Origin of the sequence: Castellaniella sp. GW247-6E4, assembly GCF_040276065.1 — a bacterium.
GTDB lineage: Bacteria > Pseudomonadota > Gammaproteobacteria > Burkholderiales > Burkholderiaceae_B > Castellaniella.
The window spans coordinates 54,387-76,471 of sequence record NZ_JBELOI010000007.1; the positions used below are offsets into that span (position 1 = coordinate 54,387).

The 22,085-nt window shown below is 68.7% G+C and carries 19 protein-coding genes; 4 read left to right on the top strand and 15 right to left on the bottom strand.

The annotated features are described in order from the left end of the window. Positions 1-2 precede the first annotated feature (2 nt). The 7 genes from ABS761_RS10080 to ABS761_RS10110 form a co-directional block, all read right to left on the bottom strand. Entirely contained in the window at positions 3-794 is a 792-nt protein-coding gene (locus ABS761_RS10080; protein ID WP_350408183.1) for an ABC transporter permease, read from the bottom strand. Then, complete coding sequence (locus ABS761_RS10085) at positions 791-1,582, bottom strand: ABC transporter ATP-binding protein (protein ID WP_350408325.1); 792 nt, start codon at positions 1,580-1,582, stop codon at positions 791-793. The genes ABS761_RS10080 and ABS761_RS10085 overlap by 4 nt, the downstream gene beginning before the upstream one ends. Before the next feature lie 72 nt (positions 1,583-1,654). Further along, positions 1,655-2,302 carry an MlaC/ttg2D family ABC transporter substrate-binding protein gene (locus ABS761_RS10090; protein ID WP_350408184.1) on the bottom strand — a complete coding sequence of 216 codons (648 nt, stop codon included), beginning with the start codon at positions 2,300-2,302 and terminating at the stop codon, positions 1,655-1,657. Between the two features lie 14 nt (positions 2,303-2,316). Beyond that, the gene (locus ABS761_RS10095; RefSeq protein ID WP_350408326.1) at positions 2,317-3,114 is read right to left on the bottom strand and encodes an MlaA family lipoprotein; all 798 of its coding nucleotides are present in this window, start codon (positions 3,112-3,114) and stop codon (positions 2,317-2,319) included. Positions 3,115-3,261: 147 nt separating this feature from the next. Continuing rightward, complete coding sequence (gene mlaD, locus ABS761_RS10100; RefSeq protein ID WP_350408185.1) at positions 3,262-3,762, bottom strand: outer membrane lipid asymmetry maintenance protein MlaD; 501 nt, start codon at positions 3,760-3,762, stop codon at positions 3,262-3,264. Between the two features lie 18 nt (positions 3,763-3,780). Then, entirely contained in the window at positions 3,781-4,569 is a 789-nt protein-coding gene (mlaE, locus tag ABS761_RS10105; protein WP_350408186.1) for a lipid asymmetry maintenance ABC transporter permease subunit MlaE, read from the bottom strand. Then, positions 4,566-5,390, bottom strand: coding sequence for an ABC transporter ATP-binding protein (locus tag ABS761_RS10110; RefSeq protein ID WP_350408187.1), 825 nt, complete (start codon positions 5,388-5,390; stop codon positions 4,566-4,568). Before ABS761_RS10110 ends, mlaE begins: the two co-directional genes overlap by 4 nt. Positions 5,391-5,520: 130 nt before the next feature. Between ABS761_RS10110 and ABS761_RS10115 the strand changes: the two genes are divergently transcribed. The 4 genes from ABS761_RS10115 (at position 5,521) to ABS761_RS10130 (ending at position 7,572) form a co-directional block, all read left to right on the top strand. Beyond that, complete coding sequence (locus tag ABS761_RS10115; RefSeq protein WP_350408188.1) at positions 5,521-6,072, top strand: RNA polymerase sigma factor; 552 nt, start codon at positions 5,521-5,523, stop codon at positions 6,070-6,072. An 11-nt stretch (positions 6,073-6,083) separates the two neighbouring features. Then, positions 6,084-6,515, top strand: a complete 432-nt coding sequence (locus tag ABS761_RS10120; RefSeq protein WP_350408189.1) for an anti-sigma factor family protein — start codon at positions 6,084-6,086, stop codon at positions 6,513-6,515. Continuing rightward, complete coding sequence (locus ABS761_RS10125; RefSeq protein ID WP_350408190.1) at positions 6,512-6,988, top strand: Spy/CpxP family protein refolding chaperone; 477 nt, start codon at positions 6,512-6,514, stop codon at positions 6,986-6,988. Before ABS761_RS10120 ends, ABS761_RS10125 begins: the two co-directional genes overlap by 4 nt. A gap of 95 nt (positions 6,989-7,083) precedes the next feature. After that, positions 7,084-7,572: a hypothetical protein gene (locus tag ABS761_RS10130; protein ID WP_350408191.1), complete on the top strand. Its 489-nt coding sequence runs from the start codon at positions 7,084-7,086 to the stop codon at positions 7,570-7,572. Positions 7,573-7,624: 52 nt separating this feature from the next. On the opposite strand, the gene ABS761_RS10135 is transcribed toward ABS761_RS10130, so the two are convergent. The 8 genes from ABS761_RS10135 to ABS761_RS10170 all read right to left on the bottom strand — a co-directional run bounded on the left by ABS761_RS10135 (position 7,625) and on the right by ABS761_RS10170 (position 22,084). Next, the gene (locus ABS761_RS10135; RefSeq protein WP_350408192.1) at positions 7,625-9,088 is read right to left on the bottom strand and encodes a glutamate synthase subunit beta; all 1,464 of its coding nucleotides are present in this window, start codon (positions 9,086-9,088) and stop codon (positions 7,625-7,627) included. Between the two features lie 12 nt (positions 9,089-9,100). After that, entirely contained in the window at positions 9,101-13,837 is a 4,737-nt protein-coding gene (locus ABS761_RS10140; protein ID WP_350408193.1) for a glutamate synthase-related protein, read from the bottom strand. Positions 13,838-14,077: 240 nt separating this feature from the next. Beyond that, the gene (locus ABS761_RS10145; RefSeq protein WP_350408194.1) at positions 14,078-14,890 is read right to left on the bottom strand and encodes a 2,3-dihydro-2,3-dihydroxybenzoate dehydrogenase; all 813 of its coding nucleotides are present in this window, start codon (positions 14,888-14,890) and stop codon (positions 14,078-14,080) included. Continuing rightward, positions 14,887-15,525, bottom strand: coding sequence for an isochorismatase family protein (locus tag ABS761_RS10150; protein ID WP_350408195.1), 639 nt, complete (start codon positions 15,523-15,525; stop codon positions 14,887-14,889). Before ABS761_RS10150 ends, ABS761_RS10145 begins: the two co-directional genes overlap by 4 nt. Then, on the bottom strand, positions 15,522-16,679 hold the full coding sequence (locus ABS761_RS10155; RefSeq protein ID WP_350408196.1) for an isochorismate synthase: 1,158 nt from the start codon (positions 16,677-16,679) through the stop codon (positions 15,522-15,524). Before ABS761_RS10155 ends, ABS761_RS10150 begins: the two co-directional genes overlap by 4 nt. 7 nt (positions 16,680-16,686) lie before the next feature. Beyond that, the gene (locus tag ABS761_RS10160; RefSeq protein WP_350408197.1) at positions 16,687-17,808 is read right to left on the bottom strand and encodes a YncE family protein; all 1,122 of its coding nucleotides are present in this window, start codon (positions 17,806-17,808) and stop codon (positions 16,687-16,689) included. Beyond that, on the bottom strand, positions 17,805-21,830 hold the full coding sequence (locus ABS761_RS10165) for a non-ribosomal peptide synthetase (RefSeq protein WP_350408198.1): 4,026 nt from the start codon (positions 21,828-21,830) through the stop codon (positions 17,805-17,807). Before ABS761_RS10165 ends, ABS761_RS10160 begins: the two co-directional genes overlap by 4 nt. Next, positions 21,827-22,084, bottom strand: a complete 258-nt coding sequence (locus tag ABS761_RS10170) for a phosphopantetheine-binding protein (protein WP_350408199.1) — start codon at positions 22,082-22,084, stop codon at positions 21,827-21,829. The genes ABS761_RS10165 and ABS761_RS10170 overlap by 4 nt, the downstream gene beginning before the upstream one ends. Position 22,085: the final 1 nt, after the last annotated feature.

Sequence of the window (22,085 nt, forward strand, 5' to 3'; positions counted from 1 at the left end):
GATCAGCTCCGTAGTTTGTAGCCGCGCGCGAGCAGGCGCAGGGCGAACAGGCTCAGGGCCAGGGCGACGGCCAGCACCACGGCGAGGCTTTGCCAGGGCGAGACGTCGGATGTGGCGAAGAATCCGTGCCGGAAACCGTCGATCATGTAGAACACCGGGTTCCAGCGCGAGACCGCCAGCCAGAATGGCGGCAGGCTGTGGATGGAATAGAACACCCCCGACAGGAAGGTCGCGGGCACGATGAGAAAGTTCTGGAAGGCGGCGAGGTGGTCGAATTTCTCCGACCACAGGCCGGCGATCAGGCCCAGCGTACCCAGGATCCAGCACGACAGCATGCCGAAGACCAACAGCCACAGCGGCTGGTGGATCGGCAGGGCGATGAAGAACAACGCCACGATCCAGACGCAGAGACCCACAAGCATGCCGCGCGCGATGGCGGCCAGCACATAGGCCATGAAAATCTGGCGGTGCGAAAATGGCGGCAGCAGCACAAAGATCAGGTTGCCGGTGATGCGGCTCTGGATCAGCGAGGACGATGGATTGGCGAAAGCATTTTGCAGCATGCTCATCATCATCAGCCCCGGGATCAGGAAGGCCGTGTACGAGATCGTGCCGTAGACCTGCACGCGGTCCTCGAGCACATGCGAAAAGATGAGCAGGTACAGCAAGGCCGTCACCACGGGGGCGGCGATGGTTTGCGTGCCGACCTTCCAGAAGCGCATGAGTTCTTTGCCCAGCAGCGTCGGGAATCCGGAGCCCATGGCCGGGCGTTCCTGGGTGACGGGACGGATCATAGTTCGGCCTCCATGACGCTGTCGTCATGCATGATGCGCACGAAGGCATCCTCGAGGTCCGCCCCCCCCGCGCGCGCGAGCAGGGCCTGTGTCGTGTCCAAGGCCACCACGCGGCCGGCCTTGAGCATGGCAATGCGCCCGCACAGGGCCTCGGCTTCTTCGAGGTAGTGGGTGGTCAGCAGGATGGTGTGGCCGGCGCGGTTCAGGCGCGAGATGAATTCCCAGAGTGCGCGGCGCAGATCCACGTCCACCCCGGCGGTGGGCTCGTCCAGGATGATGACTGGGGGGCGGTGCACCAGCGCCTGGGCGACCAGCACCCGGCGCTTCATCCCGCCCGAGAGCGCGCGCATATTGGTGTCGGCCTTGTCGAGCAGGCCCAGATTGGCGAGAACTTCGTCGATCCAGTCGTCATTGCGCCGCAGCCCGAAATAGCCCGACTGGATGCGCAGCGTCTCGCGCACGGTGAAGAACGGGTCGTAGACGATTTCCTGGGGCACCACACCCAGGGATTGGCGGGCCCGGCGGAAATCGCTCACCACGTCGTGGCCACAGACCAGGGCGCGGCCCTGGGTGGCGTGCGCGAGGCCCGCCAGGATCGAGATCAGAGTGGTCTTGCCTGCGCCGTTGGGGCCCAGCAGGCCAAAGAACTCGCCGTGGTCGACGCTGAGGCTGACATTGCGCAGGGCCTGAAAGCCAGCCGGCAGCGCCTGGCCCGACAGCATGGCCCGCAGGCTGCGCCGCGGGGGGGAATAAATTTTCGAGATGTGCTGCAGATCAAGCGCGGGCATGGGCATAGGGTCGGCTCCGTAAATGGAGCCGCAACCCCCTATTATAGCCGTGCGGCGCCGCGCGCCTGTGGCTCAGCGCCGGTTTTGCGTGGACAGCGCCTTGATCAGGCCGTCGATGCCGCTGCTGTTGATCTGTTGGGCGAACTGGTTGCGGTAGTTTTGGATGAGCCAGATGCCCTCGACGCCCAGATCGTAGATCTTCCAGCCCGCGTCGGTGCGCTCGAGGCGGTAGTCTACGCCCACTGCGGGCGAGTTGGGCTGAGTGACGGTCGAGCGCACTACCGCGTCGTCGGCCCCGGGGTCGCCGCGAAAGGGCTGGAAGTCGATGCGCGAACCGCTGTCGACCTTGGTGAAGGCGCCGCTGTAGGTGCGGATCAGGGTGCCCTTGAAGGCGCCGATCAGGGCGGCTTTTTGCTGCGGCGAGGCCTGGCGCCAGTAGCGTCCGGCGCTCAGGCGGGTGGTCTTGTCCATGTCCACGTAGGGCATGGCGTACTGCTCGACCAGGGTGGTGATGGCGGCGACGTCGCCCTGGCGGGCGCGTTCATCGGCCTTGATCGCATCGAGCATATTGTTGGCGATCGCCTCCATGAAGGCGTTGGGCTCGGCCTTGGGGTCGACGGCGCGTTGGGCCTGGGCGGGTACCACCGCGATCAGGCCCAGCACCGCGCCCAGCGCGATGCCACGCAGCCGCGATGACGTGGCGGAAAGAAAGGTGTGCATGATCGGACTGTCCATCATTCGTTGTCGGGGTCAGCATAGTCCGGCACGCCGGAATCTGTATACCCCGGGGTCTGCTCGCCCGCGGCTTCGCCGCCCTGCCGCCGCGACTGCACCATGGCCTTGCGCCGCTGCAGGTAGGCATCGCGGATGAAGCTGTATTTGTCGAGCGCGATCTGGTCGACGAGTCGGTCGGCCTCGAGGAGGTTGGCGCGCGTATCGACGATGTACAGGCCCACCAGGGCATTGCGCACCGGGATGTCGTCCATCGTCAGGATGGCGGCCGTTGGCGACGAGGGTGCGACCAGGGCGACCCCCGTGCCGACGCCGTCGCGTACGGTGCTGGACCCGAGGAAGGGCAGGACCACGTAAGGGCCCGAGTCAAAACCCCAGACCCCCAGCGTGACGCCGAAGTCGTTGGGGATCTTGCGCGCACCGTTCATCGAGGCCACGTCGATACAGCCGCCCAGGCCCATGGTGCTGTTGAACAGTACACGGCCTAGCGTATTGACGAAATCGTGTCCCCGGCCTTGGACGAAGCTGTTGACCGCCGACCACACATCGCCCAGGTTGCTGAAGACATTGTGGATACAGGTTCGCACCGGCCGGGGCGTGACGGTTTCGTAGCCTGTGGCGATGGGCTTGAGAATGGCCCGGTCCAGGGTGTCGTTGAACGCGTACATGCCGCGGTTATAGGATTCCCATGGATCGCTGGGCGTGGGCTGGGGGACATTCGCGCAACCGGCCAGCACGGCGGCCGCGGCCAGCGCCAGGCCGGCGCGCACGGCGCGCGCGGCCGGATGGCGGGCGGGCATCGGATGGGCGGACGGATTCGAGAGGTTCATGTCGGCGGCTCGGCGAGCGGTTCGTGGAGTGAAGTCACGCATTGTAAGGGCAAGAACGGCGCCGTGCGCTGGGGCTTGGACACCGCGTCGGAATGCGGAGAGGTCGCGCGGCGGGGCTCAGTGCGCGGCCTGCGGCGCTGTGCCGCCGCCTTGGGCGCCGCCCTCTTTTTCGGCCGAGCTGTAGAGGAACTTGCTGATGAGTTCCTCGAGGACCACCGCGCTTTGGGTGAACTGGATCTCGCCGCCCTGGGCCAGCATCTTGTCCTCGCCGCCCGGCGTCAGGCCGATGTACTGTTCGCCCAGCAGGCCCGAGGTCAGGATCGAGGCCGAGGAGTCCGTGGGGAATTCGTAGGCCTGTTCGAGATCCAGCGTGACGACGGCCTGATAGCGCTGGTTGTCGAAGCCGATGGTCGAGACCCGGCCCACGACCACGCCGCTGCTCTTGATGGGAGCGCGCACCTTCAGACCGCCGATATTGTCGAAATGCGCCGTCACCTGGTAGGTGGGGGCGAAGGAAAATGAGCTCATGTTGCCCGCGCGCAGCGCGAGGAACACCAGGGCGATCAGGCCCAGGAGGATGAACAGGCCCACCCAGAAGTCGGTTTTTTCACGCGTCATGTCGTTTCCATCAAATCGTCAGTTGGCGAACATCAGTGCCGTCATGAGGAAGTCCAGGCCGAGCACCGCCAAGGCGCCGTCGACCACCGTGCGCGTGGTCGCACGCGACACGCCCTCGGGCGTGGCCCGCGCCGTCCAGCCCTGGTAGAGAGCGATCAGCGTGACCACCACGCCGAACACCAGGCTCTTGACCACCCCGTTGGCGACGTCCTTGATGACGTCCACCCCGTTTTGCATCTGCGACCAGAAGGCGCCCGGATCGATGCCGATCAGCACCACGCCGACGAACCAGCCGCCCAGCACGCCGACCATCGAGAACACGGCGGCCAGCACCGGCATGGCGATCACTCCGCCCCAGAACCGTGGCGCCAGCACGCGCCGCACCGGATCGACGGCCATGACCTCCATCGCCGCGATCTGCTCGCCGGCCTTCATGAGGCCGATTTCGGCGGTCAGCGAGGTGCCGGCGCGCCCGGCAAAGAGCAGCGCCGTCACCACCGGACCCAGCTCGCGCGTGAGCGACAGCGCCACCAGCAGGCCGAGGGCTTCTTCGGAGCCGTAGCGGTTCAGCGTGTAGTAGCCCTGCAGGCCGAGAACGAAGCCCACAAACAGGCCCGAGACGCCGATGATCAGCAGCGAATGATTGCCGATGAAATGGATTTGCTGGAAAACCAGGCGCGGGCGGCGCAGCGCCACGCCGCTGCGCGCGAGGATCGCCCCGAGCAGTCGCGCGAACGCGCCCAGCCCCGTGACGATGGACAGGAATCCGCGCCCCAGGGTGGCGATGCGCGATGACAGGCCGTTCATGGGCGCCCCTTGGACGTCAACCACTGCTGGAAGGCGGGTGTGTCCGGATAGTGGAAGGCGATCGGCCCGTCGGGTTCGCCCTTGAGGAACTGGTGAACATAGGCATCCGTGGAGGCGGATAGATCCTCGGGCGTGCCCTGGGCGATCAGCGTCCTCTGGCCGATGAGGTATACCCGGTCGGCGATGGCGAAGGATTCGGCCACATCGTGGGTGATGAGGATCGAGGCGCAGCCCAGCTGGTCGGCCATATTGCGGATGAGCTGGGCGGTGATGCCCAGGGAGATCGGGTCCAGACCCGCGAAGGGTTCGTCGTAGAGGATGAGCTCGGGCTCGAGGACGACGGCGCGCGCCAGGGCGACCCGCCGCGCCATGCCGCCGGAGATCTCTGATATCCGCAGGTGCGCCGCATGGCGCAGACCCACAGCCTGGAGCGTATCCAGCACGCGCTCGAGGATCTGGTGCTCGGAGATGCAGGTGTGCTCGCGCAGCGGGAAGGCGACATTCTCGAAGACGTCGAGGTCCGTGAACAGCGCGCCCGCCTGAAAGAGGACCCCCATGCGCTGGCGCGCCTCGCGCAGCCCCTCGCCGTGCAGTGTCGCCATGTCCTGGCCGAACACCTCGATGCGGCCGGCGCGTGCAGCGAGCTGGCCGGTGGTGGCGCGCAGCAGCGTGGTCTTGCCCGAACCGGATCCGCCCATCATGGCGACGACCTGGCCCGGCAGGACCTCGAGGTCCGCGTCGCGCAGGACGGTGAAATCACCATATCCCAGTGAAACACCGTCAAATTTCACGATGGGCGTGGAGGCATCGGCTGGATTCATTTCAGGCCAAGTCTATCTCGACTTGTTATTGTACCTGTGGAAGCCGCCCTGATCGTGCAAGCGGGCGGTGCCAAGGCCTTTCTGCCGCCGGTCGGGGGAACTTTTTACGGTGTCGTTCGTTGGATTCAATGTGAACGCGGATTCCGACCTCGAGGATATACAGTATGCGGCGCGTGCCGGCGCGGGGGACACGCACGCCTATGCCTGGCTGGTTGGCCGGCATCAGGCCGCGGTCCATCGCTACCTGGTGCGCCTGACGGGCGCGCCGGATGCCGCGCGCGACCTGACCCAGGACACCTTCTTGCGCGCGTTCCAGGCCATCGGAACCTGGCGCCCCGAGGCCAAGTTCCGTACCTGGTTGTTCCGGATCGCGCATAACCTGGCGCTGGATTATCTGCGTCGGGCCCGGCAGTGGCGGCGCTTCGTGCCTCTGGACGATGGCCTCGAGGTGCCGGACCCGGCACCGGGGCCCGCTGCGCGGCTCGAAGCCACGCGAGACGCGCAGCGGCTGGAGGCGGCCCTGGCCGCCTTGCCACCCGCTCATCGCGAGATTCTGCTGCTGCGGGAAATCGAGCAGATGTCCTACGAGGACATTGCCCGGATGCTCGACTTGAACCTCGGTACTGTGCGGTCGCGCATCGCCCGTGGCCGGGCCGCCCTACTTGCCATCCTGCGACGTTGACGGAGAAAACCATGCCTTGCCCTAGAACTGTCCTGCTGTCGGCCTATATGGACCATGCCTGCACCGAGCGGCGCCGGGCGTTGATTGGCGCGCATGTCCTGGCCTGCCCCGTCTGCGCCGCCGAACTGTCCGCCTTGCGACAGCTGTGCGGCGAACTGCGAGGGCTGCAGGACCCGCCGCTGGACCTGGGCATCGCCCGCCAGTACCGGCCGCAGCCCGCCGCGCCGCGCCTCTCTGCATGGCGCCTTTGGCTCGGCTGGAGTCCCGCGGGCCTGGCGATCGCCGCCGCGCTTGCAGCAGGGCTCGGGCTGGGCGCGTTGCCGCCGGCGGCCTCGCCGTCCGGATCCGTCGTGTGGACCGCGTCATTGCGTGTTTTCGATCCCGTACCGCCTGGCGGCCTGTGCGCCGCCGGCCTGTGCAATCCCCCCAAGGAGCAGACATGAACTCCCGCGTCCTGAAGACCGTGCTGGCGGCGTCATTGGCCTTGAATATCGGTTTCATCGGCGCCGCCGGTTATCGCCAGTGGGTGCCGCCGGAGCCCTTGCCGGTCCGGCCTGCCGCCGCCTTGGCCGACCGGCTGTCCCTGTCGCCCGATCAGCGGGCCGCCTGGCATGCACTCGAGCAGCCGTTCCTGGATCACCTGGCGGCCAATTGGGCCGACATCCGTGTGCAGCGCCGGGTTTTGCTCGACGAGATATTTTCCGGGCATCCGGATGCTGGGCGCCTTGCCTCGCTCCAGGCGCGCATCGCCGGCCTGCAGGATGCCCAGCAAAAACGCGTGATCGCGCAGCTTCTGGCCGAACAGGCGGTGCTGGGCGAGGAGCAGCGCGCCATGCTCAAGGCCTTGCTGCTCGAGGAATACGGTCGGCAGGCCTCGCATGCCGAGCACTTGCATCAGGCACCGTCACAGCCTTGAACGTTAACGGCCGTGCCGGATGGAACTTTTCCGGCCTTGGGGCGTTTGTATCAACGTCGAACTGACATTCACGCGATACCTCCAGGAGCCGCCACATGAAAACTTTCACCCGCCACCTCATCATTGCCCTGAGCCTTGCCATGCCGCTGGCCGGCAGTCCCGCCCTCGCTGCTGATGCGCACGAGCACGGGCATGCCGAAACCACTGCGCTGACACTGGATCATGGCCGCAAGTGGGCCACCGACGACCCCCTGCGCCTGGCCATGGGCAATCTGCGTGGAGTGGTATCCGAGGCGCTGCCCGCGGCGCACGCGGGCACATTCACCGATGCCCAATACGACGGGCTGGGCGCGCGGACCGACCGCGAGCTGGCCTATATCGTCGAGAACTGCAAACTGCCTCCCGAGGCGGATGCCGCCTTGCACGTCATCCTGGGCGAGGTGGTCGCCAGCGCCGAGGTCGTCGGCGGCAAGCAGGCCGGCCAATCACGCGCCGGCGGGGTGGTCGGCCTGGCTCAGGCCCTGAACCGCTATGGCGAATACTTCGACCATCCCGGCTGGGAGGACATCGGCATCCCGCATTGATCGGCCGTCAGCCGCACCGCGCTTCCGCCCGCCGGGCGGATCCGCCTTCTGGTCAGCGCGGCAGCACCGACGCGCCCATCAGGAACTCGTCCACCGAGCGCGCGCACTGGCGTCCCTCGCGGATCGCCCAGACCACCAGGGACTGGCCGCGGCGCATATCGCCCGCGGCGAACACCTTGGCGCGGCTGCTGCAGTAGTCGTCGGTACTGGCCTGCGCGTTGCCGCGTCCGTCGACCGCGATTCCGAAGGCGTCCAGCACGGCGCGCACCGGGGCCACGAAGCCCATGGCCAGCAGCACCAGGTCGGCGGGCATCTCAAAGCGCGAATCCTTCACCTCGCGCATCTTCAGTTGGCCGGTGGCCTTGTCGCGCAGCCATTCCAGGCGCGCGGCGACGAGCTTTTCCACCTTGCCGCCCTTGCCTTCGAAGGATTGGGTGCCCACCGCCCAGTCGCGCTCGCAGCCTTCCTCATGCGAGCTCGAGGTGCGCAGCTTGATCGGCCAGTAAGGCCAGGTGAGCATCTTGTCCTCGGCTTCGGGCGGCTTGAACATCAGCTCGAACTGCGTCACCGAGGCCGCACCCTGGCGGTTGCTGGTACCCACGCAGTCCGAGCCCGTGTCGCCGCCGCCGATGACGATGACGTGCTTGTCCTTGGCGCTGATCGGCCGGGCGATGCGGTCGCCGTGGTTGAGCTTGTTCTGCTGGCGCAGGAAATCCATCGCGAAGTGCACGCCGCGCAGCTCGCGCCCGGGCACCGGCAGGTCGCGCGGCTGTTCGGCGCCGCCGGCCAGCACCACCGCGTCGTGGTGCTCCAGCAGATCCTCCGGTGTGACCACGGTGAGGCCGTCCTCGGCGTCCTCGGGGCGGCCCACGTAGGTCGAAGGGAAAAATTCCACGCCCTCGGCCTCCATCTGGGCCACGCGGCGGTCGATGTGGGCCTTTTCCAGCTTGAAATCCGGGATGCCGTAGCGCAGCAGGCCGCCGATGCGGTTGCTCTTTTCATAGACGGACACGCCGTGGCCGGCCCGCGCGAGCTGCTGAGCGCAGGCTAGCCCCGAGGGGCCCGAGCCGATGACGGCGACCTTTTTGCCGGTCTTGCGCGTGGGCGGCTGGGGCACGACCCAGCCTTCGGCCCAGCCCCGGTCGATGATGGCGTGCTCGATCGACTTGATGCCCACGGCTTCGAAGTTCAGGTTCAGCGTGCAGGCGGCTTCGCAAGGCGCCGGGCAGATGCGGCCGGTGAACTCGGGGAAATTGTTGGTTGACAGCAGCACGTCCAGCGCGCGGCGCCAGTCCTGGCGATAGACCAGGTCGTTCCAGTCCGGGATGACGTTGTTGACCGGACAGGCGTGGGTGCAGAACGGAATGCCGCAATCCATGCAGCGCGCGCCCTGGATCCTGGCCTGCTCGTCGGTCAGGACGGGCACGAATTCCTTCCAGTGGCGCAGTCGCGAGGCCGGGGCCTCGTAGGGGGGCGTGACCCGCTCGAACTCCATGAATCCTGTAATTTTTCCCATGTTCTCGTTTCCTTAGGCCGCCACCGTTTGAGCCTGGGCGCTCGCCCACAACTCGCCCAGTGCGCGGCGGTATTCGACCGGGGTGACCTTGACGAAGGCGCGGCGCGCCTGCGGCCAGTCGTCGAGAATCTCGCGCGCGCGGAAGCTGCCCGTGTGGCGGAAGTGGTTCTCGACCAGGCGGCGCACGATGGTCTCGTCGGTCTCGCGCTCGTGGGCGCGGGTCATGCTGTGCCAGGCGTGGCGTTCGTCGGCGCGCGACTGGATGTCGTGGGCCTCGAGGGCCTCGAGGTGGACCATGCTGGGGTTGCAGCGGCGCGCAAAGGTCTGCTTCGGATCCCAGGCGTAGGCCACGCCGCCGGACATGCCGGCCGCAAAATTGCGCCCGGTCTCGCCCAGCACCACCACGGTGCCGCCGGTCATGTACTCGCAGCCGTGGTCGCCCGTGCCCTCGACCACGGCGACGGCGCCCGAGTTGCGCACGGCAAAACGTTCGCCCACCACGCCGTTAAAGTACGCCTCGCCGCCGGTGGCGCCATACAGCACGGTGTTGCCGGCGATGATGTGATCGGGGCCGAAGCCGCGGAAGTCGTTGGGCGAGCGCACGATGATGCGGCCGCCCGACAGGCCCTTGCCCACGTAATCGTTGGCCTCGCCCACCAGGTCAAGCGTGATGCCGTGCGCGAGGAAGGCGCCAAAGCTCTGCCCGGCCGAGCCGTTGCACTGGATGTGGATGGTGTCCTCGGGCAGGCCCTCGTGGCCGTAGCGCGTGGCCACCGCGCCCGAGAGCATGGCGCCGATAGTGCGGTTGCGGTTGCGCACCGGGGTGATGAAGGATACTTTTTCGCCGCGCTCCAGGGCCGCCTTGCTGCGCTCGATCAACTGGTGGTCCAGGGCGTGCGCCAGGCCATGGTCCTGCTCGATCGTCTGGTGTACGGGCTCGGTGCTGGGCACGGCGTGAAAGATCCGGCTGAAGTCCAGGCCGTGCGCCTTCCAGTGTTCGATGCCCTTGCGCGTATCGAGCAGGTCCACCCGGCCGATCAGATCATCGAAGCGGCTGATGCCCAGCTGTGCCATGATTTCACGGACCTCCTCGGCGACGAAGAAGAAGTAGTTCACGACGTATTCGGGTTTGCCCCTGAACTTCTTGCGCAGCTCGGGATCCTGGGTGGCCACGCCGGTCGGGCAGGTGTTCAGGTGACACTTGCGCATCATGATGCAGCCCTCGACCACCAGCGGGGCGGTGGCGAAGCCGAATTCATCGGCGCCCAGCAGCGCCGCGATCGCCACGTCGCGGCCGGTCTTCATCTGGCCGTCGGCCTGGACGCGGATGCGCGTGCGCAGGCCGTTGAGCACCAGCGTCTGTTGGGTCTCGGACAGGCCGAGCTCCCAGGGGATGCCCGCATGCTTGATCGAGGAGACCGGTGAGGCGCCGGTGCCGCCGTCGTGTCCGGCGATCACCACGTGGTCGGCCTTGGCCTTGGCCACCCCGGTGGCTACGGTGCCCACACCCACTTCAGCCACGAGCTTTACCGATACCGAGGCCTGCGAGTTGACGTTCTTGAGGTCGTGGATGAGTTGCGCCAGATCCTCGATCGAATAGATATCGTGGTGCGGCGGCGGCGAGATCAGGCCCACGCCCGGCACCGAGTAGCGCAACTGGGCGATGTAATCGGTGACTTTGTGGCCGGGGAGCTGGCCGCCTTCGCCGGGCTTGGCGCCCTGCGCCATCTTGATCTGGATCTGGTCGGCGCTGCACAGGTACTCGGCGGTCACGCCAAAGCGGCCCGAGGCCACCTGTTTGATGCGCGAGCGCAGCGAGTCGCCCGCGGCCAGGGGCACGTCGCTGGCGATGCGCTCGGCCCCAAGGACGGAGGCCAGGCTGTCGCCCTTCCTTACCGTGGGCTTGCCCGCGCGCATCTCGGCACGGTAGCGCAGGGCGTCCTCGCCGCCCTCGCCGGTGTTGGATTTTCCGCCGATGCGGTTCATGGCCACGGCCAGCGTGGTGTGGGCTTCGGTCGAGATCGAACCCAGCGACATCGCGCCGGTGGCGAAGCGCTTGACGATTTCCTTGGCGGGCTCCACCTCCGCGAGCGGAATCGCCTTGGCCGGATCGACGCGGAACTCGAACAGGCCGCGCAGGGTCATGTGGCGGCGCGACTGATCGTTGATGAGCTGAGCGTATTCCTTGAAGGTCGAGTAGTTGTTGGCGCGCGTGGCGTGCTGCAGCTTTGCAATGGAATCCGGCGTCCACATGTGCTGCTCGCCGCGGATGCGAAAGGCGTACTCGCCGCCCGCGTCCAACGCGCCGGCCAATACCGGGTCGCTGCTGAAGGCCGCGTGGTGCGTGCGCAGCGCCTCCTCGGCGACCTGAAAGATATCGATGCCCTCGATGTTGCTCGGGGTGCCGGTGAAGTATTTCTGGACCAGGCTGCTGTGCAGGCCGACGGCCTCGAAAATTTGCGCGCCCGTATAGGACATGTAGGTCGAGATGCCCATCTTGGACATGACCTTCTTCAGGCCCTTGCCGATTGCCTTGATGTAATTGTGCATGGCGGTGTCGGCATCGGGCAGTATCCCCGGGCCGCCCTCGGGTGCGGCCTGGGAGCCCGCCATCGTCGACAGCGATTCCAGCGCCAGGTACGGGTGCACGGCCTCGGCGCCGTAGCCGCCCAGCAGCGCGAAATGGTGCACCTCGCGCGCCGAGCCGGTCTCGACGATCAGGCCGGTCTTGGTGCGCAGGCCCGCGCGGATCAAGTGCAGGTGGATGGCCGAGGTCGCCAGCAGGGCTGGGATGGCCACCCGCTCGGCGTCGACCCTGCGGTCGCTCACCAGCAGGATGTTGTAGCCGCTGCGCACCGCGTCGGCGGCGCTGGCGCACAGGGATGCCAGACAGGCCTCGATGCCCTCGTGGCCCCAGGCGGCCGGGTAGGTGATGTCCAGTTCATGGCAGCGGAACTTGTCGCCCGTCAGGCTGCCAATGTGGCGCAGTTGCGCCATCGCCGCCTGGTCCAGCACCGGCTGGTTGATCTCGAGGCGCAGTGGCGGGTTGACGTTGTTGATGTCCAGCAGGTTGGGTTTGGGGCCGATGAAGGACACCAGCGACATCACCAACTGCTCGCGGATCGGGTCGATCGGTGGATTGGTCACTTGCGCGAACATCTGGCGGAAATAACTGTAAAAGGGCTTGGGCCGGTCCGACAGCACCGTCAGAGGGGCGTCGTTGCCCATCGAGCCGATGGACTCCTCGCCGTTGCGCGCCATGGGCTCCAGGATGAACTTGAAGTCCTCCTGGGTCCAGCCAAAGGCTTGCTGGCGGTCCAGCAGCGAGGCGCTGGGCGGCAACGTGTCGTCGGCCTTCAGGGCCGGCAGGTTCTCGAGCTTCATGCGCAGGCGCTCGATCCATTGCTGGTACGGATGGGCGTTGGCCAGTTGCGACTTGATCTCGGCATCCTCGATGATGCGGCCCTGCTGCAGGTCGATCAGCAGCATCTTGCCGGGCTGCAGGCGCCATTTTTTGATGATGCGGTGCTCGGGGATCGACAGGGTGCCGGCCTCGGAGGCCAGGATCACCATGTCGTCGTCGGTGATCAGGTAGCGCGCCGGACGCAAGCCGTTGCGATCCAGAGTCGCGCCGATCTGTCGGCCGTCAGTGAAGGCGACCGCCGCCGGGCCGTCCCAGGGTTCCATCATCGCGGCGTGGTACTCATAGAACGCGCGCCGCGTCTCGTCCATGTCGGCGTGCTGTTCCCACGCCTCCGGGATCATGATCATCATGGCATGGGCCAGCGAATAGCCCGACATCACCAGCAGTTCCAGGCAGTTGTCAAAGGTCGCCGTGTCCGACTGGCCCTCGTAGACAATGGGATAGAGCTTGCCCAGGTCCTCGCCCAGCACGGCCGAGCTCATCACGCCCTCGCGCGCGCGCAGCCAGTTGAAGTTGCCCTTGACGGTATTGATCTCGCCATTGTGGGCGATCATGCGGTAGGGGTGGGCCAGCGGCCAGGCCGGGAAGGTATTGGTGGAAAAGCGCTGGTGCACCAGCGCCAGGGCGGATACGGTGCGGGTGTCGGCCAGGTCGCGGTAATAGACGCCGACCTGGCTGGCGAGCAGCAGGCCCTTGTAGACCACGGTGCGCACCGAGATCGACGGCACGAAATATTCCTGGCCGTGCGCGAGCTGCATGCGCTGGATCGCATGGCTGGCGGTCTTGCGGATCACGTACAGTTTGCGCTCGAGCGCGTCGGGCACCATGATGTCCTGCCCGCGACCGATGAAGAGCTGGCGGATCACCGGTTCGCAGGCGCGCACGGTGGGCGACATCCGCATGTCGTGGTCAACCGGCACATCGCGCCATCCCAGCACCACCTGGCCTTCGTCGCGCACCGCGCGTTCCAGCTCGCGTTCGCAGGCCAGGCGCGAGGCCGTTTCCTTGGGCAGGAACACCATCGCCACCCCGTATTCGTCAGGCGGCGGCAGGGTCACCCCCTGGGCGGCCATGTCCTCGCGGTAGAGCTCATCGGGAATCTGCAGCAGGATGCCCGCGCCATCGCCCATCAATTCGTCGGCGCCGACGGCGCCCCGGTGGTCGAGGTTTTCCAGGATCTTGAGCGCCTGCTGGATGATGGCGTGGCTCTTGCGCCCCTTGATGTGCGTCACGAAGCCCACGCCGCAGGCGTCGTGTTCGTGCATGGGGTGGTAGAGGCCCTGCGGGGCGGGCAGTCCGGGAGGGCAGGCAGTGGGGTGGGTCATGGAGGAACTCGCGAGGCGGATACCGGGTGCCGCGGCGCGCGGCAGAGTTCAGAAAGTTACGCCCTCTGCAGGGTGGGGACAATAGTTTCCATCCATGATCCGTCCCCTTTTATGAATGGCTAAATATCCATTCATTTAAAATAGGGACGTAACAAATAAATTGAAAAATAAAAGGAAAACTGGATTTTTCGGATCCGACTTTATGGGAAAACCCCTATATGAAAGGTTGAAAAATATTATTTAACCCTGGTCGAGGGTGGCGCCGCCGTCGATGCGCAGGTCGTGCAGGGTGATGTGGCGGGCGCGCTCGGACAGCAGGAACAGCACGGATTCGGCGATATCCCCGGGCGTGGCGATCCTGCCCAGCGGAATGCCCAGGCGCCAGCGTGCCGGATCACCCTGGATGACGGCCGCGCGCGAGCTGCCCTGAGCCCACATGGCCCGTTGCATGGCGGTGTCCGTCGATCCCGGCGAGACGATGTTGACCCGGATCCGCTGCGGCGCGAGCTCCAGCGCCAGGCAGCGGCTGAACTGCGTGACCGCCGCCTTCGAGGCCGCATATGCGGACATGCCGGCGCGCGGGGTGCCGGCGGCGTTCGAGCTGACGTTCACGATGGCCCCGGCGCCGCGGGCTCGCATGCCGCGCGCGACCGCACGGCAAACGTGGAACACGCCCGTTGCATTGACTGCGAAGCAATGCGCCCACTGCGCATCACTTAGATCGACCACGTCGCCCATCTCGAGCACGCCCGCCACGCAGGCCAGGCCGTCCAGGGGGCCCAGGGCGCCCTCAGCCTCGACGACGACCCGTTCGACCCGGTCAGGGTCGCGCACATCCAGGGGCGCCGTCCACAGGCGCCCGCCGCTGCACGGATCCGGGGCGGCGGACCGGCGCAGGGCCGCGAGACCCACCTCGTCGCTGTCGGTAGCGGCGACGGCGGCGCCCTGGGCGAGCAATTGCCGGGCGACCTCGGCGCCGATGCCGCTGGCCGCGCCGGTCACGAGGACTCGGCGGCCCGAAAACCCGGATGCAAGGGAAGGGGGGATATTCATGATGACAGGGCCTCGCAGATTTCCCGAGTCGTCAGGCTCATGCCGCAGCAGCGCGAGACATGCGCGATGGCCATCTGGTGGTCGGCCAGGCTGAAATCCGCGCACGCATCGAGGGCGAGAAACGGCTGCACGTCCTGCATGAAGGCTTCGAGGGCCGTGCTCATGCAGCCGATGTGTGCATAGACGCCGGTGATGATGAGTTGGTCGCGGCCCAGCCTGTCCAGGCGCGCGCGCAGGTCGGAACGCTGGAAGGCGCTGTAACGCCATTTCGTCAGGACGATGTCCCCGGGATGGGGGGACAGAGGTGCGGCGATGCCCGCGCCGGTTTCCTGGCCGGGCGCGGTCAGGCCGGGCCCCCAGAAGTCCTTGAGCAACGCGCGGTCGGCGTCGGGCTGCACGAGGGGTTGCGCGGTGTAGAACACCGGGATGCCCCGCGTGTCGCAGCAATTCCGCAGGCGGACGATGGCGGCGATCAAGGCTGGGATAGGCGCGCGCGCCACGTTGTATTTGCCCAGGAAGTAGTCCTGCATGTCGTGGATCAGCAGCGCCGCCCGGCGAGTGTCGGGACGCCACTGCACGCGGTTGTGCACCGGCGCGCCAGGCATGTCGTAGGACGCGAGAGAGGGGATGCTCATAGGGTGTGATCCAGGTCCAGCGCGTCCAGGATGGTGCGCAGTTTGTTGCCGGTTTCGATGCGCTCCTGCGCGGGGATCGAGCCCGGGACAATGCCGGCGCCGGCGTATAGGGTCAGGTCGCGCCCGGCGGCGTGGGCGCAGCGGATGGCCACGGACCAGGCGCCGTCGCCGGCGGTATCGCACCAGCCCACGGCGCCCGCGAAATAGCCACGCTCAAAGGGCTCGATGTCGGCGATGGCGCGCCGCGCGGCGGTGGCGGGCAGGCCGCAAACGGCCGGTGTGGGGTGCAGGGCGAGGGCGAGGTCCAGCGCGCCGATCGTCTGATCGGCCAGTTCGCCCGAAATCGGTGTGCCCAGGTGCCAGAGGCGGGCCGTGGCGGTCAGGCTGGGCCGGGCGGGGATGTCCAGGACGCGGCACAGCGGGCGCAGCGCGGCCTCGATGGCCTCGATCACCACGGCGTGCTCGCGCAAATCCTTGGGTGAATCAAGCAGCGCCCGCGCCTGGCGCGCGTCGGCGGTGGGGTCCGGATGGCGTGCCGCGGTGCCGGCCAGCGGATGGAGGGTGATCCGCCGGCCTTGGCGCCGCACCAGCAGTTCGGGGCTGGCGCCCAGGAAATAGTCGCCGCCGACCCCCAGCGGTATGGCGTAGGTGTAGCCGTTCGTATTGCGCGACCATAGGCGCCCGAGGATGCGGCGGATATCGGCGGGCTGCTCCAGCCCGATCCGCAGGGTGCGCGCCAGCACCACCTTGCGCAGCGTCGGATCGCCGCCCATGCGCCTCAGGGCCTCGCGCACGCCGTGTTCATAGTCGTCACCCGAGGGATGCTCCTGGTGCCGCAGAATACGTGCCGGGCACGCCGGGGGCTGTTCGCCCGGTGCGGCCATGCGGTACCGCGCCTCGGGTACGAGGAGCTGCGTGGGCCGGGCGGGGTCGAAGGGCAACAGGCCCAGCAGCACCGGCGCGGCCAACTGGTCCGCCGCCTCGGCCAGCAGCTCGGCGGCGCGGCGTGCGACGCCGCCCGTCGCCTGGGCGCGCAGCAGGGCGCCACGGCCATGGTAGACCCTGTCTTGAGAGGCGAACAGGCTGTCGCCCGGCCGGAAATCGGCCAGCGAACTGGGCTGCGCCGCCGGGGCGTGTGTAGCGTGGATCAGCATGCCCATGTCACTTGGCGCGCGCCTCGATGCGGATCAAGCGGTCGCCGCTCGGATCGTGCCGGCCCATGGTCTTGACCAGCAGCCAGGCCGTGCCCTGCGGGTCGATGGCGATGTGGTTCGGGGCCGAGCCCGTGGCGACCTGCGCCTGGATGGCGCCCCCGTCGTCGAGGACCGTGACCGTTCCCGCGCCGCGATTCGCCACATAGGCCAGGCGGTGCAGCGGATCGAACGCCACGTTCAGCGCACCCGCGCCGGTGTGCACGCGTTGCAGTACGCGGCCGTCGCGCGCATCGAGCACGGCGACGTCCCCCGATTTCTGCGAGGCCACGTAGATTCGTTGCGCTTGGCTGTCCACGGCGATGCCCGAGGCGCCCAGTGCGCCCGGCACGGTGTAGCGGGCGGCCTGGCGCCCGGTGGCGGTGTCGATGGCAAAGACTTCGGCCGTGTTCAGGCTGACGGTGTACAGGCGCTGGTTGGCCGCATCCAGGGTCAGGCTCATGGGCTTGGGCGCCTCGCCCCCGCCGCTCAGGGTGATGCCGGGCAGGGGCTGCAGCGTGGCCGTGTCGAACACGTGGATGACGTTGCTGGCCGGTGATGACACGTAGGCGCGGTCGTGCGCCGCGTCGATCAGCACGTCGCGCGCGTGCGGTGTGATGCCATCGGGAAACTGCTTGACCAGGGCCAGATCCGCTTGCCGGTAGACGGCGACCGAGCCGCTGCGGGTGTTGGTGGCCCATACCTGTCCGTGAGCATCGTCGATCGCGATCCCGTAGATGGCCTGGACCTGCCCGTCCTGGCGGCTTGCCTGCGGTGCGGGCGTGATGGCGGTTTCGATGCGCAGGGTGGCGGGGTTGATCTTCAACAGCCGGGATTCGCGCACGGGCGGGCGGCCCACGGCGCTGGCGACGTAGAGGCGCTGCGTGCGGGCGCTGTAGGCAATCTGGTAGACCCCCGGGGTCAGGTCGATGCCGTGCGCCTCGAGGGTCCAGGTGGGCGTGGCGGGCACGGCCGTGGCCGGCGGCGGCACCGGATCGGTGGCGGCGCAGCCGGCCGCCAGGCCCAGGCACGCGCCGGCGAGGAGGAACTGGGCGGCGCGCGCGAGCCGGCGCCGGGGAATGGTCGAAGTCATGCGGTTTCCTTGTGCTGGGGTGTGTCTGGAGAAGAAGGGCGTGCCGGGATCCACGGGTCGTTGCGCCGCGGCCGGTCGGCGGCGGCGAGGCGAGCGTCCAGGACCGGGGCGATGCGTCCAACGGCCTCGGTCGCCGGCAGGGCGGCGTGCGTGGCGGGTATTGCATGGACCGTCAGCGCCCCGACGTGGGGCCGCCAGGATTGTGGGTCGAGACCGGCATCGATGGGATCCAGGGCGGCCTGGAACAGCAGCGCCGCACCGGCGTACCGCGCGTGTCGGTGGCCGCGGACCAGACGGTTGGTGTGAGCCACCGTGTCGAAGACCGCGTCCAGCCGGGCGTCCGAGAGCGCGCCCAGGGGATGGTCTTGGGCGCGCAGGAACTCGACAACCCCTGCGCGGTTCAGCCGCTGCGGCGGCAGCGCCTGGGGGTCGGCACCGGCGATGTGCAGCAAGGCCTTGTACAGGTCCTCGGGCGCGGGTTCCGGCCGGTTGCGCCACGCTTCGCAAGGGTAGGCATCCAGCAGGGCGAGCACGCCGACCGCCGCGCCTCGCGCCTGCAACTCAGCGGCCACGGCCTGAGCCAGGATGCCGCCCACCGACCAGCCGGCCAGGTGGTAGGGCCCCGCGCCCTGCAGCGCTTGCACTCGGTCGGCATAGTCGCGCGCCATGTCCGCGAGGGTGGCGGCTGGCGCGCCGCCGTCCAGGGCCAGCGTGGGCGCCTGGAGGCCGTGGACCGTGCGCGGCGTGGCCAGAGCGCGGGCCAGGGTCCCGTAGCACCAGGACAGGCCGCCGGCCGGGTGGATGCAGAACAGGGCCGGCCGGCCCCCGTCCTCGCGCAGTGTCACCACGGGGCCGAAACCGGCCTGTGGCGCCTCGGCGGGCCCGTGGCTTGGGGTGTCCAGGTGCGCGGCCAGGCGCGCGACCGTGGGATATTGAAAGATCGTGCCCAGCGAAACGTCCCGCGTATCCCGCAACCATAAGGCCAGCCGCGCCGCCAGCAGCGAATGGCCGCCCAGTGCAAAGAAATCGTCGTCGGCGCCCGGCAGACCCGGCAGCTCGAGGATGGCGCGAAAGCCCTCGGCCACGCGGCGCTCGGACGCGGTGCGCGGCGGGCGCCCGGCTGCGGGGCCCGTGCGCTCGGGGATCGGCAGTGCCCGGCGGTCGAGCTTGCCGTTGGCGGTGACTGGCAGGTGAGGCAGGAACACCCAGGCCGAGGGCACCATGTAGTCGGGCAGATACGCCGCGGCATGGGCCGCCAGGGCGTCGGGATCCGGATCGTGGCCCGCCTCGGTCACCAGGTAGGCGGCGAGCAGGGCGTGGCCGGGCTGATCCTCGCGGGCGAGGACGGCGGCCTGTGCGACCTCGGGGCAGGCGGACAGCACCGCCTCGATCTCGCCCAGCTCGACGCGCTGGCCGCGCAGTTTCACCTGGTGGTCCAGGCGGCCCAGGTACATCACGGCGCCGTCCTCGCGGCGCGCCGCGAGGTCGCCCGTGGCGTACAGGCGGCCTGGCGGCAGGCCCGGCGGCGCGGGGATGAAGCGTTCGGCGCTCAGGTCCGGGCGGCCCAGATAGCCGATCGCGAGCTGCCGTCCGCTCAAGTAGAGTTGGCCCGGAGTGCCCGGCGGCACGGGCCGCAGCCGCTCGTCCAGTACGTGCAGTCCGGTGTTCCAGACCGGCCGGCCGATGGGGACGGGCTGACTGTCGTCGCCGGCATGGGCCTCCCAGTATGAGACGTCGACGGCGGCTTCGGTGGGGCCGTACAGATTGTGCAATCCCGCCCGGAGCGTCCGGTGGAAGCGGTCGCGCAGCGACGCCGGCAGGGCCTCGCCGCTGCAGAACACGAGCCGTGCGCCCAGGCCCCTGGCCGAGGGCTCCTCCAGCACGGCGGCCAGCATCGACGGCACGAAATGCAGTACGGTGATGCCATGGGCGCGTATCAGGCGGCACAGCCACGCCGGGTCGCGGTGGGCGTCGGGCGGCGCCACCACCAGGCGCGCGTCGCTCAGGAAAGGCAGGAACAGCTCCCAGACCGACACATCGAACGTGGCGGGGGTTTTTTGCAGGATGCGGTCCCCGGGGCCGATGGCATAGTGCTCGCGCATCCACTCCAGCCGGTTGACGATGGCCGCGTGCGGCACGATGACGCCCTTCGGGGCGCCTGTCGAGCCCGAGGTGTAGATCACGTAGGCCGGATCCTCGGGGCCGGCGATCGGCTCGTCCACCGCATCGGGCTCGCCGGCCGCCAGCTCGGCCGGCGACAGCGGCTGCGTCGCCAGGCCCTCGCACAGCGCCGCGGGCCCCAGCAGGGCGCATGCGCGCGAGTCCTCGAGGATTCGGCGCAGGCGGGCGGCGGGCTGGCGTGGGTCCAGCGGCAGGTAGGCCGCGCCGCTGCGCAGGATGGCCAGCAGGCACAGCACCCGCTGCGCCGAGCGCGGCAGCGCCACGGCCACGCGTTCCCCCGGGCGGGCGCCGGCGGCCCGCAGGCGGGCGCAGGCCGCTTGCGTCCACGCGTCGATGTCCGCGCAGGTCCAGGCGCCATCGGCGTCCTCCAGGGCCACGCGCGCGGCGTGCGCCCGCAGGCGCGCCTGGATGCGCGACCAGAGCGTGCCCGCAGGCAGGGGGTGGTCCGTGCGGTTGGGTGCGAGCGCCCAGCGCTCGTGTTCCCGGGGCGTCAGGGTAGGCACCTCGGTCAGCCGGGGCGCGCGCAGGGCCGCCGCCAGGAATGCTGTCAGGCGCGCCAAGTGGGCCTGCGCCTGGGCCGCGGAGTACAGGGCCGGGTTGGCTTCGACCTCGATGCGCAGGTCGCCGCCGTCGGGTGCGGCGCGGAAACTGAACGTCAGGTCCTCCACCGGGCCAGTGCACAGCACGGCCTGGGAGGCGTCCAGCCCAGCCGCCGCGTAGGGTGCGTCAAAGGGCAGGACATTGAGAATGGGGCCGTGCAGGCGGGGCAGGCCGCCGGGCAGCGCCAGGTCGCGGCGCAGGTGCTCGGCACGATAGCGGCTGTGGCGGCGGATGCCGCGCAGGGCGCGTGCCGCGGCGGCCAGCAGTTCGGGCAGGGGGGCGGTCTCGTCCAGGGGGCAGACCCACGGCACCACGTTCATGACCGTGGCCACGGCGCGCGCGCTACGGCTGCCCAGGCGCCCCATGGCGGGCACGCCCACCACGCAGTCGGCGGGGCCGAGATGCCGGGCCACATAGGCGGCGCCCAGGGCTGTGAGGATGTCGGGCCAGCTTACCTCGGTGGCGGCTTCCAGGGCTTGCAGGGCGTCCACCAGGGCGATGGGCGCGGCGTGTTCCTCGCGCAGGCAGGTTGCGGCGCTGAGGGCGGTGCCGGTGGCCAGGCTGGCGGCCGGCATGCGCCCCGCGCAGTGTGCCAGCCAGAACGCGCGGGCCGCGTCGCGCGCGGCGCTGCTCCGCCAGGCCCGGTCCTCGGCCCAGACCGGCGCGAGCGGCGCGAGCGGCGGCTCCCCGGACGTGGTTCCGGTGACCAGCGCGTGATACAGCCGTATCGCCCGCCCCTCGACCAGCGCCATGCCGTAGCCGTCGGCGGCCAGATGATGGACGCGCTGGTACCACAGGGTCGTCGTGGGGCCGCAGAGGAACAGGACCTGGCGTGCGAGGGGATCGATGAGCGGGTTCACGGGGCGCGCGAGGTCGCGGCGTATCCAGGCTCGGGCCTGTTCCAGGGCCTGCGACTCGGGGCTTGCGCGCAGGTCGCGGACCTCCAGGCGCGGCGCGCGGGCCGGGTCCAGCGCCTGTACGGGGCCAGCGGGGTGCTCGTCGAAGCGCAGGGACAGGGCTTGCGCTTCGGCCAGGGCCTGATTCACGGCCTGCGTGAAGCGCGGCACATCCAGCGCGGTGCGCAGCGTGGTGCAGTGTGCCGGATTGAAGATCGGGCTGGTCGGATCCAGGCGCTGGGCGTACCACAGGCCCTCCTGAGCCTCGGTCAGCGGTGCCCAATCCGGCGGCGCGGTATCGGCTGTGGGCGTTGAGCCGCCCGCCGCGTGGTGCGGGAGGCTCATGCCGTCGAGCCCATGCCCCGGGACGCGACGGTCCACCAGTGCGCCAGGGTGGCCTCGGCCGCGAGATCCGCGAAATCCAGGGTGGCGCCGTCCGCGCGCCAGCGCGAGGCGAGCCGCATGATGCGCATGGAGTCCAGGCCCAGGTCCATGAGGTTGTCGTCATCGCGGATATCCGCCGGGTCCTCGTGCAGCACGTGGGCGATGTCCTCACGCATGCGCTCCAGCGTCAACGGACTTGAGGTCGATGCGGGCATG

What these genes read in the sequence shown, in the direction of transcription:
- ABS761_RS10135 (WP_350408192.1), bottom strand. Translation starts at nt 9,088, where the DNA reads ATGGGAAAAATTACAGGATTCATGGAGTTCGAGCGGGTCACGCCCCCC.
- ABS761_RS10145 (WP_350408194.1), bottom strand. Translation starts at nt 14,890, where the DNA reads ATGAATATCCCCCCTTCCCTTGCATCCGGGTTTTCGGGCCGCCGAGTC.
- mlaE (WP_350408186.1), bottom strand. Translation starts at nt 4,569, where the DNA reads ATGAACGGCCTGTCATCGCGCATCGCCACCCTGGGGCGCGGATTCCTG.
- ABS761_RS10140 (WP_350408193.1), bottom strand. Translation starts at nt 13,837, where the DNA reads ATGACCCACCCCACTGCCTGCCCTCCCGGACTGCCCGCCCCGCAGGGC.
- ABS761_RS10155 (WP_350408196.1), bottom strand. Translation starts at nt 16,679, where the DNA reads ATGCTGATCCACGCTACACACGCCCCGGCGGCGCAGCCCAGTTCGCTG.
- ABS761_RS10130 (WP_350408191.1), top strand. Translation starts at nt 7,084, where the DNA reads ATGAAAACTTTCACCCGCCACCTCATCATTGCCCTGAGCCTTGCCATG.
- ABS761_RS10120 (WP_350408189.1), top strand. Translation starts at nt 6,084, where the DNA reads ATGCCTTGCCCTAGAACTGTCCTGCTGTCGGCCTATATGGACCATGCC.
- mlaD (WP_350408185.1), bottom strand. Translation starts at nt 3,762, where the DNA reads ATGACGCGTGAAAAAACCGACTTCTGGGTGGGCCTGTTCATCCTCCTG.
- ABS761_RS10170 (WP_350408199.1), bottom strand. Translation starts at nt 22,084, where the DNA reads ATGCCCGCATCGACCTCAAGTCCGTTGACGCTGGAGCGCATGCGTGAG.
- ABS761_RS10160 (WP_350408197.1), bottom strand. Translation starts at nt 17,808, where the DNA reads ATGACTTCGACCATTCCCCGGCGCCGGCTCGCGCGCGCCGCCCAGTTC.
- ABS761_RS10125 (WP_350408190.1), top strand. Translation starts at nt 6,512, where the DNA reads ATGAACTCCCGCGTCCTGAAGACCGTGCTGGCGGCGTCATTGGCCTTG.
- ABS761_RS10165 (WP_350408198.1), bottom strand. Translation starts at nt 21,830, where the DNA reads ATGAGCCTCCCGCACCACGCGGCGGGCGGCTCAACGCCCACAGCCGAT.
- ABS761_RS10080 (WP_350408183.1), bottom strand. Translation starts at nt 794, where the DNA reads ATGATCCGTCCCGTCACCCAGGAACGCCCGGCCATGGGCTCCGGATTC.
- ABS761_RS10085 (WP_350408325.1), bottom strand. Translation starts at nt 1,582, where the DNA reads ATGCCCGCGCTTGATCTGCAGCACATCTCGAAAATTTATTCCCCCCCG.
- ABS761_RS10150 (WP_350408195.1), bottom strand. Translation starts at nt 15,525, where the DNA reads ATGAGCATCCCCTCTCTCGCGTCCTACGACATGCCTGGCGCGCCGGTG.
- ABS761_RS10095 (WP_350408326.1), bottom strand. Translation starts at nt 3,114, where the DNA reads ATGCCCGCCCGCCATCCGGCCGCGCGCGCCGTGCGCGCCGGCCTGGCG.
- ABS761_RS10090 (WP_350408184.1), bottom strand. Translation starts at nt 2,302, where the DNA reads ATGCACACCTTTCTTTCCGCCACGTCATCGCGGCTGCGTGGCATCGCG.
- ABS761_RS10110 (WP_350408187.1), bottom strand. Translation starts at nt 5,390, where the DNA reads ATGAATCCAGCCGATGCCTCCACGCCCATCGTGAAATTTGACGGTGTT.